At 69.2% G+C, this 15,284-nt stretch carries 14 protein-coding genes and 1 pseudogene; 4 read left to right on the top strand and 11 right to left on the bottom strand.

Going from position 1 to position 15,284, the window contains the following annotated elements:
- Positions 1–79 precede the first annotated feature (79 nt).
- Positions 80–1,231: a glycosyltransferase gene (locus RPX00_RS18290; protein WP_406640844.1), complete on the bottom strand. Its 1,152-nt coding sequence runs from the start codon at positions 1,229–1,231 to the stop codon at positions 80–82.
- A gap of 57 nt (positions 1,232–1,288) precedes the next feature.
- On the opposite strand from RPX00_RS18290, the gene RPX00_RS18285 reads away from it, so the two are divergent.
- Positions 1,289–2,917, top strand: a complete 1,629-nt coding sequence (locus RPX00_RS18285; RefSeq protein WP_406640843.1) for a phospho-sugar mutase — start codon at positions 1,289–1,291, stop codon at positions 2,915–2,917.
- A gap of 10 nt (positions 2,918–2,927) precedes the next feature.
- Entirely contained in the window at positions 2,928–3,377 is a 450-nt protein-coding gene (locus RPX00_RS18280) for an NAD(P)H-dependent oxidoreductase (RefSeq protein WP_043831828.1), read from the top strand.
- A gap of 461 nt (positions 3,378–3,838) precedes the next feature.
- Here the strand turns inward: RPX00_RS18280 and hisS are convergent, their stop codons facing one another.
- Both hisS and RPX00_RS18270 read right to left on the bottom strand, forming a co-directional pair.
- Complete coding sequence (gene hisS / locus RPX00_RS18275) at positions 3,839–5,134, bottom strand: histidine--tRNA ligase (RefSeq protein ID WP_406640841.1); 1,296 nt, start codon at positions 5,132–5,134, stop codon at positions 3,839–3,841.
- A 36-nt stretch (positions 5,135–5,170) separates the two neighbouring features.
- Entirely contained in the window at positions 5,171–5,554 is a 384-nt protein-coding gene (locus RPX00_RS18270; protein ID WP_406640840.1) for a hypothetical protein, read from the bottom strand.
- Between the two features lie 148 nt (positions 5,555–5,702).
- Here RPX00_RS18270 and RPX00_RS18265 point away from each other — a divergent pair, with 148 nt between their 5' ends.
- Positions 5,703–6,158 carry a hypothetical protein gene (locus RPX00_RS18265; RefSeq protein WP_406640839.1) on the top strand — a complete coding sequence of 152 codons (456 nt, stop codon included), beginning with the start codon at positions 5,703–5,705 and terminating at the stop codon, positions 6,156–6,158.
- Between the two features lie 42 nt (positions 6,159–6,200).
- Positions 6,201–6,545, top strand: coding sequence for a hypothetical protein (locus RPX00_RS18260; protein WP_406642982.1), 345 nt, complete (start codon positions 6,201–6,203; stop codon positions 6,543–6,545).
- 76 nt (positions 6,546–6,621) lie between these two features.
- On the opposite strand, the gene RPX00_RS18255 is transcribed toward RPX00_RS18260, so the two are convergent.
- From RPX00_RS18255 to RPX00_RS18220, 8 genes and pseudogenes are all read right to left on the bottom strand, one after another.
- Positions 6,622–7,803, bottom strand: coding sequence for a sensor histidine kinase (locus RPX00_RS18255; protein ID WP_406640838.1), 1,182 nt, complete (start codon positions 7,801–7,803; stop codon positions 6,622–6,624).
- The gene (locus tag RPX00_RS18250; protein WP_406642980.1) at positions 7,800–8,447 is read right to left on the bottom strand and encodes a response regulator transcription factor; all 648 of its coding nucleotides are present in this window, start codon (positions 8,445–8,447) and stop codon (positions 7,800–7,802) included. Before RPX00_RS18250 ends, RPX00_RS18255 begins: the two co-directional genes overlap by 4 nt.
- 92 nt (positions 8,448–8,539) lie before the next feature.
- Positions 8,540–9,811 carry a cation:proton antiporter gene (locus RPX00_RS18245; RefSeq protein WP_406640837.1) on the bottom strand — a complete coding sequence of 424 codons (1,272 nt, stop codon included), beginning with the start codon at positions 9,809–9,811 and terminating at the stop codon, positions 8,540–8,542.
- Complete coding sequence (locus RPX00_RS18240) at positions 9,808–11,130, bottom strand: cytochrome P450 (protein ID WP_406640835.1); 1,323 nt, start codon at positions 11,128–11,130, stop codon at positions 9,808–9,810. The genes RPX00_RS18245 and RPX00_RS18240 overlap by 4 nt, the downstream gene beginning before the upstream one ends.
- The gene (locus tag RPX00_RS18235; protein WP_406640833.1) at positions 11,127–12,152 is read right to left on the bottom strand and encodes an alpha-hydroxy acid oxidase; all 1,026 of its coding nucleotides are present in this window, start codon (positions 12,150–12,152) and stop codon (positions 11,127–11,129) included. Before RPX00_RS18235 ends, RPX00_RS18240 begins: the two co-directional genes overlap by 4 nt.
- Position 12,153: 1 nt before the next feature.
- Positions 12,154–13,697, bottom strand: a pseudogene (locus tag RPX00_RS18230) (NAD(P)-binding domain-containing protein).
- A 132-nt stretch (positions 13,698–13,829) separates the two neighbouring features.
- On the bottom strand, positions 13,830–14,810 hold the full coding sequence (locus tag RPX00_RS18225; RefSeq protein ID WP_406640831.1) for an aldo/keto reductase: 981 nt from the start codon (positions 14,808–14,810) through the stop codon (positions 13,830–13,832).
- Entirely contained in the window at positions 14,807–15,208 is a 402-nt protein-coding gene (locus RPX00_RS18220; protein WP_378300707.1) for a MerR family transcriptional regulator, read from the bottom strand. Before RPX00_RS18220 ends, RPX00_RS18225 begins: the two co-directional genes overlap by 4 nt.
- Between the last annotated feature and the right edge of the window lie 76 nt (positions 15,209–15,284).

Genomic DNA, 15,284 nt, shown 5'->3' with positions numbered 1-15,284 from the left:
CACGTTGGGTGCATCCCACGCACCCAACGTGGCATTCGGTGCATCCCACGCACCCAATGCCACATTGGGGCGCAAACAGCTAGGCGTGCTGCGGCAGCTGAGCGACCACTTCCTGCGGCGAAGGCATCCCCGCCACCTCCTCCGCCAGCCCGCGCACGGCGTCCGCTACCGCGCTGTCCGTCAGCAACCGGCCGGAGGCCTCGCGGACCGCGTCCGCCGTCAGCTCGTCGCCGATCAGTTTCGCGCCCGCGCCGGCCTCGACCACCGCGTCGGCGTTGGTGAACTGGTCCGCGCCCTGCGGCAGCACCAGCTGCGGCACTCCCGCCGCGAACGCGCCCAGGGTGGTCCCGCTTCCGCCGTGGTGCGCCACCAGGTCGACGTGCGGCAGCAGTTCCGACTGCGGCACCCACGCCTCCAGCCGCACGTTGGACGGCACCTCGCCGAGCGCGGCGACGTCGACGGCCGGGCCGGTGGCCACCAGCACGTCCACGTCGAGCGAGGCCAAGCCCTGCAACGCCGCGGTCAGCAGGTGCGCCTGGCTGGCTCCGGTGGTGCCGAGCGTCAAGTACGCGAGCGGACGGCTGCGGTCGCGGCCTTCGACGCCGGACGGCAGGTCGCCCGGTTCGCTCCAGCCAACCGGGCGCAGCGGCAAGCGCTGGGCGGCGGCGAGGAACTCCGGTGCCTGCACCGACGGCGGGCAGATGTCCACGAACGGGCGACCCCAGAAGACCCGGCTGTCGCCGTCGAGCCCGAGTTCGGCGGCGAACGCGTCGATCTGCTCGCTGATGTTCTCCATCGGCCCGCCGGAGGAAATGCGGCCGAATCCGTGTCCGATCGCGGGGATGCCCGCGCGATGGGCGGCGAACATACCGCCCGGATTGCCCATTTCGTACACCACCAGGTCCGGTTTCCGCTCGGCGAGCACCGGTTCGAGATCGGTCATGAACTGGGTGGGCAGCAGCCGCCCGAACCCCTCGCCGATCGCCCGGTTCAGCTCGTCCTGCGGGACCTCGTAGCGGCTGCGGGTGTCTCCGGCGAACAGCCGGCCGAACGCCTCGTGCAGCGTGATTCCGGCGGCGACGCTCTCGAGACCCGCCTTCTCCAAGGTCGGATGGAACTCCGAGCCGGTCGCGTAGACCACGTCGTGGCCCGCGTCGCGCGCGGCGGTGGCGAGCGGCAGCAACGGATAAAGGTGGCCGTAAGACGCGAGGGAGGTGAAAAGAATGCGCACGAGGCCAGCGTATCGTCGGCGATCAACTTCTTTCCGGATCCGCGTAAGCTGGCGCGGGTGTCCGACAGCCTCGATTCCCGCCTTCGCGATTCCGTCTACCGCTGGATCACCGACGATCCGGATCCGGCCGCGCGCGAGGAGCTGACCGCCGCGCTCGCCCGTGCGATCGGCAAGGCGCCCGGCGCGGTCGAGGAGATCGCCGACCGGATGGCCGGGCCGCTCGAGTTCGGCACCGCGGGGCTGCGCGGTCCGGTGCGCGCCGGTCCGAACGGGATGAACGTCGCGGTCGTCACGCGGACCACCGCGGGCGTCGCCGCTTGGCTCACCGCGCAAGGGCACGCGGGCGGCGTGGTCGTGGTCGGCCGCGACGCGCGGCACGGTTCGGAGGAGTTCGCCACCGCGGCGGCGGAGGTGCTGACCGCCGCCGGATTCGCGGTGAAGGTGCTGCCGCAGCCGTTGCCGACGCCGGTGCTGGCGTTCTCGGTGCTGCACTACGGCGCGGTCGCCGGAATCCAGATCACCGCGTCGCACAACCCGCCCGCGGACAACGGATACAAGCTTTACGACGCCACCGGCGGCCAGATCGTGCCGCCGTCCGACGGCGAAATCGAGCGCGCGATCCAGACCGCTCCAGCCGCGCGCAGCATTCCGCGCACGCCCGGTGCCGAGGTGGTCGACCCGCGCGAGGCATACCTGGCTGCGGTCGGCGCGCTGCCGTACGGCACCACGCGCGAGCTGCGGATCGCCGCGACCGCGCTGCACGGCGTCGGCGCGGAAACCTTGCGAGCCGCGCTGTCTCGCGCCGGTTTTACTGACGTGCACCTGGTTTCCGAGCAGTCCGAACCGGACGCCGACTTCCCCACCGTCTCGTTCCCGAACCCCGAGGAACCCGGCGCGACCGACCTCCTGCTGGCGCTGGCGTCCGAAGTGGACGCAGACCTGGCGGTGGCGCTCGACCCGGACGCCGACCGGTGCGCGCTCGGCGTCCGCGGCCCGGACGGCTGGCGGATGCTGCGCGGCGACGAGACCGGCGTACTGCTCGGCGCGCACGTTCTGTCCACAACGGACAATCCAGACCCGTTGGTGGCCACCACCATCGTGTCCTCGTCGCTGCTCGGCGAAGTGGCGAAGGAAAAGGGCGCGCGCTACGCGGAAACGCTCACCGGGTTCAAGTGGCTGGTCCGCGCCGGCGAGGGCTTGGTGTTCGCGTACGAGGAGGCGCTCGGGCTGTGCGTGAACCCGAGCTTTGTTCGCGACAAGGACGGCATCGCCGCCGCGGTCGCCGGTGCCGACCTGGCCGCCACTCTGAAGGCCGAAGGCCGCACGCCGCTGGACGTCCTCGACGACATCGCGACCCGGCACGGCGTGCACCTGACCGATCAAGTGTCGTTGCGGGTCACCGATCTTTCCGTACGCGGACGGCTCATGGCCGCATTGCGCGCGAACCCGCCCGCCGCGCTCGGCGGGGTGTCGGTGACGCTTGAAGACCTCCTCCCGGACGCTGACGTGCTGCGGCTGAGCGGCGACGGCGTCCGGGTCGTCGTGCGGCCGTCCGGCACCGAACCGAAACTGAAGGCGTATCTGCAAGTGGTGACTCCGGTGACCGGCGAGCTGGCCGGCGCGCGGCACCGCGCGACGGAAGTGCTCGACGCGGTCCGCGAGGAGATCACCGCGCTGCTGCGCTGACGGGAGGACCATGCCAACGTTGCTCATCGTGCACCACACGCCGTCGCCGTCGATGCAGGCGATGTTCGAGGCCGCGCTCGCCGGCGCGAAACATCCGGATATCGAAGGCGTCGAGGTCGTCCGCCGGCCCGCGCTCGGCGCGACGGTGGCCGACGTACTGGCCGCGGACGGTTACCTGCTGGGCACACCGGCGAACCTCGGCAGCATGAGCGGTGCGCTGAAACACTTCTTCGACACCGTGTACTACCCGTGCCTGGACGCGACGAAAGGCCGCCCGTTCGGGGCTTACGTGCACGGCAACAACGACACGTCCGGAACCGTGCGGCAACTCGACGCGATCACCACCGGGCTCGGCTGGACCCGGGTGGCGGAACCGGTGCTCGTGACGGGCGAGCCGGACAAGGCCGCGCTGGAAGCGGTGACGGAACTCGGCGGAACCCTTGCCGCGACGCTCATGTGAGCAGGCAATACTCCGGTGAGCGGGGACGGAAACCCTTCCCGGGAAAAGTAAGAGGCCTGTCACCGGAAGCCCTGGGGGTCGACCTCCGGCAACAGGCCAGGTCAAGGGTTCGCAGCTAGGGCGATCAACCTCGACTACGCAAGGGTACTACAAAGAACCGATCATGACGACCCTGCAATGACAACCAAGCGTGCTCGGTTCGACTCCCAGGGCGCCGACCAGGCCCGGCGCACCGGAAGAATGCGGATCCGCAGTTGCACAGCGCCACGGGGAACGGACCCCTGGCGCCCCGGATCCGGGAACGCGAACCGGCCTTGAGTGTCCACTGTGGAGCAACATGGACGTCGGCTGATTCACCGGTGGCCGGCTGCTGTGAGTGACGAAACCGCACCGGATCCGCCACTCGCCGGGCAAACGAGAGGCGGGCACCGGTCGGTAGACCGATGCCCGCCCGGGGAAAATCAGGCGGGCGAGACCATCGCCCGCACCGTCGCCGGGACGTCGGCCAGCGCGACCCGCTGCTGCTCCCGGGTGGCCAGGCTCCGCACGGTCACCATCCCGTCGGCCCAGTCCTCCTCGCCGACGATGACGACCGCGATCGCGCCCGCCTTGTCCGCGCGGGTGAGTTCCTTGCCCAGTTTGCGCAGTTCCAGCGGGGTCGAGGTGCGCAGCCCCGCCTTCCGCAACGTCGTCGCGACCTCGCGGGCCGGGTCGGCCAGGTCCTCGGTGACCGGGATGACGGTGACGTCGACCTCGCTGCGCGGCTGCGGCGTGAGCCCGTGCGTGTCGAGGAAGTCCATCAGCGTCACGTCGCCCATGCCGAACCCGATGCCGGAGATCTGCTCCTTGGTGAACATCGAGGCGAGGTTGCTGTACCGGCCGCCGCCGAACAGCGCACGGCGGTTCTGCGGCGAGGTGTCGAAGACCTCGAACACGGTCGACGTGTAGTACGCCAGCCCGCGCACGATCAGCGGCTCATACCGGACCAGGCTCGCCGCGCTGCTGGCGAGCACCTTGACCAGGTTCGACTCGGCCTTGACCTCGGCGGGCAGCTCGTCGAGCAGCGCCGGACCGGCGCCGAGCGTCTCGGTGAGCTTCGCGAACTGCTTGTCCGACAAGCCGATCTCGGCGGCGCTCGCCGCGTGGTCCTCGTCCGAGGTCTTCTCCCACCGGTCGACGAGCGCGAACACCTGCGGCAGGTGGTCCGGCGAGATCCCGACGACGTCGGTCAGCGCCGACGACAGCAGGTTCCGGTCGTTGACCCGCACCGCGAACATGTCCGGGGTCGCGCCCACCGCGCCCATCAGGTCGTGGATCAGCTCGAACATCTCGATCTCGCAGTTCGCGCTTTCCGAACCGAAGATGTCCGCGTTGATCTGCCAGTGCTCGCGCACGCGGCCGCGCTGCGGGCGCTCGTAGCGGTGGCAGTTCGGGTGGCTGTACCAGCGCACCGGGAACGACAGCGATTTCGCGTGGCCGGCGATCATCCTGGCCACCGACGGAGTCATCTCCGGGCGCAGCGCGAGCCGTTCCCCGCCGCGCGTGGTGAGCGTGTACAGCTGCTGGTCGGCGATCTCCTGGCCGGACTTCCGCTCGTAGACCTCCGCCTGCTCCAGGATCGGGCCGTCGTAGCGGAGGTAGCCGTAGCGCTCCAGCACGTCGTAGAGATGGCCGAACACCTGCGTGCGGACGGACATTTCGGCGGGGAGGAAGTCTCGGGTCCCCTTGACAGGCGCGGTCGACAGGTATTCAGGCACGTCATCCAGCTTAACGACCCGGTGCCAGCGATTTCGTCAGGGGAACGCGATGCCGTACGCGGTGAGCAGCATGGCCGCGCCGAGCAGCACCGCGCCGCCGGTGGTGACGCCCATGCCGAGCCGGGTGCGCAGCATCGCGAGGAAGAACCCGCCGGACTGCGCGAGCACGCCGAACAGCAGCAGGAAGCAGACGATCCAGCGCGCGGTGTCGCCGAGACCGCCGTGCTGGACGAGCTGCAACGCGGCGAGCGCGAGGACGAGCAGCACACCGGCGTGCGCGTGCCCGGCGCGGAACAGGCCGCGCTGCTTCTCGGTGAGATCGCCGCGGCGCAGGACGCCGCTCAGCGCGTAGCCGCCGTACATGACGGTCGGCAGCGATACGAGCGCGATGACGGTGAACAACTGGACTGGGCCGTGCATGGTCGCCTCCTCGGGGTGCGGAAGCAACAGTAACACTGTTTTAAAACACTGTCACGAAACTTCACGCTGTCCCCCACGCCGGTGCCTGTCCCCCGACGGTCGAGGGAACGGAGAAGCGGAGCGACCGGCGGTGCACTGCGCTGGACCCATGACTACGACCTCGATGCGGCGGCCCGCCCGAGCGGCCGGTCTCGCCCTGTCCCTCGCCCTCGGCGGCCTGCTGCTGGCGCCGCTGCCCGCCCAGGCGGCTGTCCCGCAGTCCGCCGCACACCAGCTGGCCGGGAAGAAGACCCCGGTGCACATCAAGGCCGAACCGGTCAAGGCCAAGCTGCACAAGGGAGAGCAGCTGCGGGTCCACGGACACGTGGCGACCGGCCCGGCCGGCTCGGCTGCCCGAGGCGACGGCGGGTTCCTGTACCTGCAGCAGCAGATCCGAGTCGGGGTCTGGGTGAACCTCGCCTCCACCTCATGCTCGCCGGGCACGAACTTCGACCTCGGCGTCCAGCTGAACGTGTCCGGGAGCTTGACGCTGCGCGTCTACCACCCCGAATCCGCCTTGTTCACCGCGGCCGCCTCGGCCGTGTTCACCGTCGCGGTGTTCTAGCCGGCCCGAGCTGGTCGGTGCCGGCGGCGGAAAGCGGGCATGATGACGGGCGTGAGCCAGCCCGGGGATGTCGCGTTGCCGTATGCCGACCAGCTCCGCCAGCAATCGGCGACCTGCCGGTTGCTGGCCGAGAAGCAGCGCGAGAACACCGCGGTTTTCGAGGGCTTCGCCGAGCGCGGGCTGCCCGGTTCCGCGGAGATGGCAGAACGCTCCGAACGCTCGGCCCGGTTCCTCGTGCAGCTAGCGTCGGTGATCGCGGAGCAGGCGCTGGCACACGACGAATTCATGGCCGCGGGCGGGCCGGACAACTCGCGCGCGTACGTCGAATACGAGGCAACGACCCGGCGGTTGCGGGCGTTGCTGCCGACCGACACCCTCACCGACTAGCCCGGCTCACTCGACCCCAAGGTCCGGTACATCAAGCTCTATTTCTTCCTATACAAGAAGTTCCAAGCGCGAAAGCTCAAGCCCGTTGGAAGCGCAACGTGAACGTCGCCCCGACCCCGGGCTTTCCGGCCGCAGCGATCGTCCCGCCGTGGCCGGTCACGACCTCCTGCACCAACGCCAGCCCCAGCCCGAACCGCCGTCCCTCGCCGTGTGCCCCGTGTGCGAACCGCTCGAAAAGGCGTTCCGCCTCGTGCTGCGGAAAGCCCATTCCGGTGTCGCACACCCGCAGTTCGACGTGCCGCGCGTCCGGATTGGCGAGGATCACCTCGATCGACCCGCCTGGCGGCGTGTGCCCGATCGCGTTGTCCAGCAAGGCCGACAACACGCGCCGCAACGCCGTCGGCACGCCCGGTACGACGTCCTCCAGCCCCGGCGAGCGGCTCAGCTTCAGGTCCACCCGCCGGTCGCTCGCGCGGACCGATTCCGCCGCCACCACCTGTTCCGCCAGCACCGCCAGCTGCACCGGCTCCAGCTGCGGCCGTTCGGCGCAAGCCTGCGCGGACAACAGCAGATCGTCGACCACCGCGCCGAGTTCCCGGGTGCCCGAGACGAGGGTTTCCAGGTCAGCTGGCCCCGCGCCACCGCGTCGAGCCAGCAGCTGCGTGCGGGTGTGCAACCGGGTCAACGGTGCCCGTAGCTCGTGGGACGCGTCGGCGACGAACGTCCGCTGGCGGCGCAATGCCTCGCCCAGCGGCCGGATCGCCCGTCCGGCCAACAGATATCCGCTGATCACCGACGCGATCAGCACCACCAGCTCGGCCACCCCGAGACCCAGCAGCAGGTGTTGCCGGTCGGAGATCAGGTAGTGCTGATTGAAGTACGCCTGCCAGATCTGGCCGCCGCGGTTCTCCGTGCGGACGGTGTACGTCGCGCCGTCGAGCACGCGTTCCTCGGTGACCACGTCGCCGTTGTTCGGGACGCGCGGCGCGGGCGGGAGGGTGAACGGCAGCCGCCCGGCCGGCGCGTGCCCCTCGGGCGTCACCAGGTACGTACACCCGGGCGGGGTCGCGGAAAGCCCGTGGCTTAGCGCGAATTGCAGCTGCCGCTCGGTCTCCGCGGCCTGTCCGCGCAGCAGCACCCAATACGCGATCCCGCCCGCGATGAGCACGACCATCGTGATCACCACGGCGATCTGGCCCGCGATGGTCCGCCGCGCACGCCGCAGCGCACGCGCTTCGGGGGCGACGACGGTGGTCACACCGCGCCGATCTGGTAGCCAAGGCCGTGCACCGTCTTCACCACGCCCCGTCCCAGCTTCCGCCGCAGGTAGTACACGTAGGTGTCCACAATGGACTCAGCGGCGGACTCGGTGAACACCCCCGCGCGCAGCGACGCCCTCGGATGGATGGCCTTGGGCCGCTGGGCGAGGGTGCGCAGCAGCTCGAACTCGCGCCCGGACAGCGTCACCCGTTCGCCGCGCGGCAGCACGACCTCGCGCCGCTGCAGGTCCAGCGCCGCCGCGCCGAGCGGGAGGGATTCGGCGTGCTCCTCGTCGCGGCGGCACAGCGCACGCACCCTGGCCAGCAGCTCGTCGGTCTCGAACGGTTTCACCAGGTAGTCGTCGGCCCCGGTGTCGAGGCCGTGCACCCGGTCGGCCAGCTCGCCGAGCGCGGACAGCACCAGCACCCGCGCGGGCACCGCCCGGCGGCGCAGCTGGGCCAGCACCGAAAGCCCGTCGACCACCGGAAGCCGCCGGTCGAGGATCACCACCGCGTGCCTGCCGGTGAGCCCGAGGTGCAGGCCGCGCTGGCCGTCGTGGGCCACTTCGGTCTCGTAACCTTCTCCGGTGAGCAACTCGACGAGCATCCCGGCGAGGTCGCGATCGTCCTCGACCAGGAGCACCCGGGAGGCTGCCGGGGTCTCTGCCTCATCGTGCACAGGTCCATACTCGCAGTGATCCGGCCATCCGACCCTCGACTTTCGTAGGCAATCGCTCAGCTTCGTCCAGTCAGGAGAAATTCGGGCATTTCCCCGTCGGCGTACCGGCGGGCGTCGCGCCGGTCGAGCCAGCCGAGCACCGGCGAGGTCATGATCGTGGTGACGAGCGCGACCAGCACCAGGACGGTGAACAGAGCGGACGAAACGATTCCTGCGGACAGCCCAACGTTCAATGCGATCAACTGCATCAACCCGCGCGCGTTCACCAGTACGCCGATCCGCGCCGCGATCGGCTGCGGTTCGCCGGTCAGCCGCGCCGCGCCCCACGAAGCGCCGAGTTTGCCGAGCACCGCGACCGCGATGCAGATCAGCGCGAACAGCAGCAGCTTCGGGTCGGCGAGCAGCGCGAATCGCGTGTTGAGGCCGGAATAGGTGAAGAACAGCGGCAGGAACACGACCCGGCCGATCGGCATGATCCGCGCGAGCACCGCGTCGGCCGCTTCGCCGCGCGGGAACACCAGGCCGAGCATGAACGCGCCGAACACCGCGTACAGGCCGATGATGTCGGTGAACCACGCGGCTCCGAACAGGAACATCGCGGTGACGAGCATCCGCTGGTCCAGCGACACCCGCGGGTTGTCCATCACCCGTGCGACGACCCGGCGGACCACCAGCCACACCAGCAGCACGAACAGCACCCCGCCGCCGATGGCCGTCGCGATCGGGCCCGCCGAACCTGCGTGCATGCCGAGGACGAGGGCCAGCAGGATCCAGGCGAGGACGTCGTCGAGAGCGCCGCAGGCGAGCGCGAGCGAACCGAACCTCGTGTTGCCCAGGCCGCGTTCGGTGATGATCCGGGCCATCATCGGGAACGCGGTGATGGCGAGCGCGACCGCGACGAACGCCGCGGACACCGCCGGCGACACGCCGGGTTTCAGGATTCCGGCCCAGCTCGCGCCGAGCACGCTCACCCCGACGCCGAGCGCGAGCGGGACGAGCGTGCCCGCGGCCGACACCGCCGCGACAGTCTTCCGTCCTTCCTTCAACGCGCTCAGCCGGAATTCGTAGCCGGCACCGAACATGTAGATGATGAGTCCGATCTGGCCGCCGAGGTACAGCAGCGTCCGCACCGAGTCCGGGAACAGCCACTCCTGCACGCCCGGCAGCACGAGCCCGAGCAGCGACGGACCCAGCAGCACGCCGGTCACCATCTCGCCGACCACCGGCGGCTGCCCGAGCCGCACGGCGAGCACATTCACCACCCGGCAGGCCGCCAGGATCACCACTGCCGCCAGGAAAAACGCGGGCGCGGCTGCTACGGCACTCATCGAGTTCCTCCTTGGAAGTGTTTGGTACACAACCGAAGCCGCCGCGCGTCGAGGACCATGTAGGTGCCGAACACCAGTTGCGCGAGGCTGCGCCACACGTCTTCCCAGCGATCGCGCACCGCGAGATAGGCCAGCGCGGTCCGCGGATTTCGCCGCGATCCGCGCGGGGTGACGAAAACCGGCCCGCGATTGGGGATCGACCGGGTGTGCGCGGCGCTCGTGGCGAGCGTGAACCGGCGCAGGAATTCCCTGGTGACCACGCGCATCGTCACCGGGGCCAGGCCACGCGCCGGGCACGGCCGGTTCTGCGCGACGCCGAACGGCAGGAAATTTCGCTGCTGGTGCGCGGGGCAACCGGTCCAGCGCTCCGGGTCGAATTCCTCCGGACGGTCCACTCCGGCGTGGTGGAAGTCCGGATAGCTGAACAGCAGCACGGTGCCGGCGTCGATGGTCCGGTCGGCCAGTTCGATGTCTCCGGTGGTGATGCGGTGCGCGATGCCGAAGAGCGGGTACGTGCGCAGGCATTCGTCGAGCACGCGGTCGAAGTACTCGTCGTCGTCCGGGTTCTCCGCGAGCCTGCGCTGCACCTGCGGATGTTCGGCGAGCACCATCAGCAGGTGCGCCATCGCCTCGGACATCTGCACGACCGCGGTGTTGAAGAACGTCCCCTGCAGGTAGAACACCTGCTCCTCGCGGGTGAGCCGGGACGGCAGCGGATGCGGCACGTCGTCGAGGCGGCGGCGCAGGTACGCGGTGAGCCGGGCGCGACGGCGCATATTGCGCGGGCGCACGCACTTCAGCGCGGACACGACGTCGTCGGCGTGCCCGACGATCAGGTCGCGCGCCTCGGCCGGGCACGGTTCCCCGAACACCAGCTCGTAGTACAGCTCGGCCCAGACCGGCATCATCTCGTCGCGCAGCCGGAGCAGCCGTCCCGGGCCGGTTTCGATCCGGCCGAGCACGCGCGCGGCGACCCGTTCGGTCAGCGCCTGCGATTCGGCCTTGGACTTGACCAGGATGTTCCGGGTGGTTTTGGCGACCTCGTCGTAGCGCGGGCCCGGTTCCAGATGTTCCTGGTGCACCTGCGGTCCGGGCGCGAGCCAGTACCAGAACAGGTCGGACAGCGCGGCGCCCTCGCTGCGTCCGTCGGCCGCCGGATCGGCGTACACCCGGCGAAAGTCCTCGACCGGCACCTGGTAGCCCTCGTCCCCGTTGACCAGCGCGAAGATCCGGTTCCGCATCGCGACCACCCGGCCGGGCAGCCACCTCGGCAGGGTGGCCACCAGCCCGGCCGCGCCGGCGAGCACGAGCCGCTTCATCGGACCAGGTCCGCGGTCAGCTCGCCGGGCGTCCGCGCGCCGCAGAGCGCGAGCGCCGTGTCTGTCTCCTCACGCAGCCGTTCCAGCACTTCGGCGACCCCTTCCTGGCCCGCCGCGGCGAGCCCCCACAGCACCGGCCTGCCGACGCCGACCGCGTCCGCGCCGAGAGCGAGCGCCTTGACGACGTCCGCGCCGCTTCGCACACCGCCGTCGAGGATCAGCGGCACTTGACCGTCCACAACGGACGCTATTTCCGGCAGCGCGGCGAGGCTCGAAATTTCGCCGTCGAGCTGTCGGCCGCCGTGATTGGACACGAAAATCCCGTCGATTCCGGCTTCCACCGCACGTCGGGCGTCCTCCGGGTGCACCACGCCCTTGAGGAACATCGGCATCTGCGTGACCTCGCGCAGCCAGTCCAGGTCTTCCCAGGTCAAGTCGGCGGGCATTTCGATATCGCGTACGCGGCCGGTATCATCGCGCATGTTCTCCGCGGCCAGGCCTGGCGGGAGATCGTGGAAAGCGTTGCGGTACTCGCGTTCCCGCCGTCCGCGCACCGCGGAATCGACCGTCACCACCAAGGCCCGTGCTCCCGCGTTCTCCGCCCGGCCGATCACCGCTTCGGTGAATTTCCGGTCTGACTGGAAATACAGCTGGAACCACAACACATCGGCGACTTTGGCGACGTCCTCGACCGCCGTCGTCGATGCCATACTGCACACGAAAACGGTGCCCGCCTCCGCGGTCGCTCGCGCGGTCGCGAGTTCTCCGTCCGGATGCGCGAGCCGATGGAAGGCCGTCGGGCACACCAGAATCGGCATCGACAACGGCGATCCGGCGATTTCCACCGCCAGCTCGCGTTTGCCGACTCCGCGCAGTACTCGCGGCACGAGCACCCGGTTGCGGAATTCCCCTTCGTTGGCGCGCAAGGTGGCTTCCTCGCCCGCGCCGCCGGCGTAATAGTCGTAATGTGCTGGATCGAGCCGTTCCCGCGCGATGGCTTCCAGCTCCGCTATCGTGCGCATGTCAGAGCTGCTTGGTGAAGAAGGCGGTCAACGCGTCCACGTGCACCGGGCGGTTCCACTCGTTTTCGAGGTTCTCGGTGACGTGATGCGTCGCGACCAGTTCGCCGCGCCGGTAATGCCGGACGATCGGGTGCAGGTAATGGCCTTCGCCGGAATCGTTCGCGACGTCCTGGCTCGCGCGGGTGACGGTGAAGTCGAACGGATCGACCTTGTCGTGGTCTGGCCCGTAGTCGAGGGTGATCACGAACGCGTCTTCACTCTGTCCCAGCGGCGTGTCCTTGAACCTATCGACCGGGACTTCCTCGTAGTACCGAGCCTGGTCACCGTCGACCACGAGGACGTCGGACATGAAGCCGAACTGCTGGTACAGCGCGGAAGTACGGTTGATCCGCTGGATGACCGCGTCGACCAGGTCAGCGGTTTTGCTGGCTACGACCGTGCTCGGCCATTCGGTGTCGTGGTAGCGCTCGTCGAGGATTTTGGAAAGCGCGCGCACGCCGTAGCGGTAGCCGTGGATGAACGCGCTGGTGGCCTTCTTGAAATCGCGGGCCTGCGTGATCGTCCCGGCAAAGTAAAGTCCCGGCACGTTCACCGATTCCCACGACGAGGTCTGCGCCGGGAACCGGTCGTTGATCGTCAGCTCCGGACGGCAGGTCTCGTCGAACATCGAGGCATCGAAACGGAAGCCAGTCGCCGCGATCACCCGGTCGTAACGGATTTCCTTGATCAGTTCGTCGGCACGGGCGAAGGCGAATTTGACGTGGTAACCGTCGGCGTCCTTGGTGATCTCGCGGACGTCGCCGTCGAGGATCGCGTGCTGCAGTTTCAGCTGGTACATGTCGAGCACACCGGCGTTGAACGCGCGAAGGTGCCCGACGAAGTGCGTGCGCCACGCGAGTTTCACCGGCCGCGGACCGGCGACGTGCAGCACCGCGGCGAAGGCGTTGATGCTGTCGGCGGTCTCGAACGCGGAATTTCCTTGCCCAGCACGAGAACGCGCTGGTTGATGAATTGCTCCGGGTCGGTGTCGTAATCGGAGTACTGGTCGACCAGCTCCATGCCCGGCACGTCCGGGATATACGGCTTGGTCACCCCGGTCGCCATGATCAGCCGGCGCGCGTGAAAGGTTTCTCCGCCCGCCGCGGCGACCGTGAAGACGTCGTCCGCCCGCGAAATTCGCGTAACGTCGGTGTCGTACCGGATTTTGATCTGGTGTTTCGCCGCGTAATCGGCGGTGTAGCTCAGGAACGCTTCCGCCGGCGGGAACATCTCGGCGCTGTAGTCGGTGAAGAGGAGCGGGTCGGGGCCGTCGTCGAGCAGCGTGTTCCAGTCGACCCGGAGGTTCAGCTCGGGGTCGGTCCAGCCGGTGTACTTCTTGTTGACCGAGATGAGCGTGCGGTGCCGGGGAAAGCGCGTGAAGAACGCCGCCGGCACGGACCCCCGCTCCAGCACCAGGCAGCTGCGCCCGGCCCCGCCCAGCTGCCGTCCGAGCTGCAATCCCGCCGGCCCGGCTCCGACCACCAGGTAGTCCAGCACGTCCGCCATGACACCGACCTCCCGCGTCGCCTTGATGTGACGGCGATCAGAGTGGTCGGAAGATCTCAGAAATCCCTCAGAACCTACCCAGTCCCTGGGACGCCGGTGCCCCGCGGCGGAGGCGGGGCACCGGCCCGGCGGCTACTTGCCCGTGACGCGCGCGAGCGCCTCCGGGTACCGCTCGCCGGCGACCGCGTCGGCCGGAGCGGCCTTCTCGATCGCCGTGATGTCCTCTTCGGACAGTTCCAGCTCGGCCGCGACGACGTTCTCTTCCAGGTACTTCCGCCGCTTCGTGCCCGGGATCGGCACGACGTCGGCCCCCTTGGACTGCACCCAGGCGAGCGCGAGCTGCCCGGCGGTGACGCCCTTGTCCGCGGCCAGTGAGCGCAGCGCCTCGACGATCGCCATGTTGCGCGCGAAGTTGTCCTCGGCGAACCGCGGCAGGCCACGGCGCATGTCGTCCTCCGGCAGCTCCCGCACCGAGGCGACCGCGCCGGTCAGGAACCCGCGGCCCAGCGGCGAGAACGGCACGATCCCGACGCCAAGCTCCCGGCAGGTGCCGAGGATCTCGTCCTCGATCCCACGCGTCCACAGCGACCATTCGCTCTGCAGCGCGGTGACCGGATGCACCGCGTGCGCCCGGCGGATGGTCTCCGCGCCCGCCTCGGAAATCCCGGCATAGCGGATCTTCCCGGCCTGGACCAGCTCGGCGAGCGCGCCCCAGGTCTCCTCGATCGGCACGCTCGGGTCGACGCGGTGCTGGTAGTAGAGGTCGATGTGGTCGACCCCGAGCCGCTGCAGCGATTCGTCGCAGCACTGCTTCACATACGCGGCGTCACCGCGCGCGATCATGCCCTCGTCGGTGTGCACGATGCCGAACTTCGTCGCGAGAACCACCTGGTCACGACGGTCCGCGATCGCCTTGCCGACGAGCTTCTCGTTCTCCCCCGCGCCATACACGTTGGCCGTGTCGAGCAGGGTCACCCCCAGCTCCAGCGCCCGATGCACGGTGGCGACCGCCTCGCCGTCGTCGTCGCGCACGCCGTAGGCCGCGCTCATCCCCATGCAGCCGAGGCCCTGTGCCCCGACCTCCAGCGCGCCGAGCTTCCTGGTACCGATCACGCGGAAATTCCCTCCATTTCGGGCGCGACGCCGAAGGCCTTGCGCTCGATTTGCTCGTAGTTGGCGATCTTGTAGTCCAAAATGTCGAGGCACCCCTGCAGTTCGGCGATCCGGTCGGCGACCGACTGCCGCTGCTCCACGAGGATCGCCTTGCGCCGTCCCGCGCTGGCCACTCCATGGCGGCGCAGCGAGGCGTACTCGCGCATGCTCTTGATCGGCATCCCGGTGAGCCGCAGCTTCGTGAGGAAGCCGAGCCAGCCCAGGTCCTCGTCGGAGTAGGCGCGCCGCCCCGCCGAATCCCGGGCGGGCGGTTCGAGCAGCTTGATCCGCTCGTAGTACCGGAGGGTGTCGATCGACAGGCCGCTACGTCGTGCGGCTTCCGCTATCGAGTAGCTCATGCGCTCGACAGTACGACCTGGAGTGCACTCCAGGTCAAATCTTAAACCAGTGGTCACGCTCGCGTTTTATAACGTT

Origin of the sequence: Amycolatopsis sp. WGS_07, from assembly GCF_045278895.1 — a bacterium.
Taxonomy (GTDB): domain Bacteria; phylum Actinomycetota; class Actinomycetes; order Mycobacteriales; family Pseudonocardiaceae; genus Amycolatopsis.
The sequence above is the reverse complement of the archived record's forward strand: the minus strand, read 5'-3'. Positions and strand labels throughout refer to the sequence as shown.

Coding starts and splice junctions, on each gene's coding strand:
- RPX00_RS18280 (WP_043831828.1), top strand. CDS start 2,928: ATGCCAACGTTGCTCATCGTGCACCACACGCCGTCGCCGTCGATGCAG.
- RPX00_RS18270 (WP_406640840.1), bottom strand. CDS start 5,554: ATGCACGGCCCAGTCCAGTTGTTCACCGTCATCGCGCTCGTATCGCTG.
- RPX00_RS18265 (WP_406640839.1), top strand. CDS start 5,703: ATGACTACGACCTCGATGCGGCGGCCCGCCCGAGCGGCCGGTCTCGCC.
- RPX00_RS18260 (WP_406642982.1), top strand. CDS start 6,201: ATGACGGGCGTGAGCCAGCCCGGGGATGTCGCGTTGCCGTATGCCGAC.
- RPX00_RS18245 (WP_406640837.1), bottom strand. CDS start 9,811: ATGAGTGCCGTAGCAGCCGCGCCCGCGTTTTTCCTGGCGGCAGTGGTG.
- RPX00_RS18240 (WP_406640835.1), bottom strand. CDS start 11,130: ATGAAGCGGCTCGTGCTCGCCGGCGCGGCCGGGCTGGTGGCCACCCTG.
- RPX00_RS18235 (WP_406640833.1), bottom strand. CDS start 12,152: ATGCGCACGATAGCGGAGCTGGAAGCCATCGCGCGGGAACGGCTCGAT.
- RPX00_RS18220 (WP_378300707.1), bottom strand. CDS start 15,208: ATGAGCTACTCGATAGCGGAAGCCGCACGACGTAGCGGCCTGTCGATC.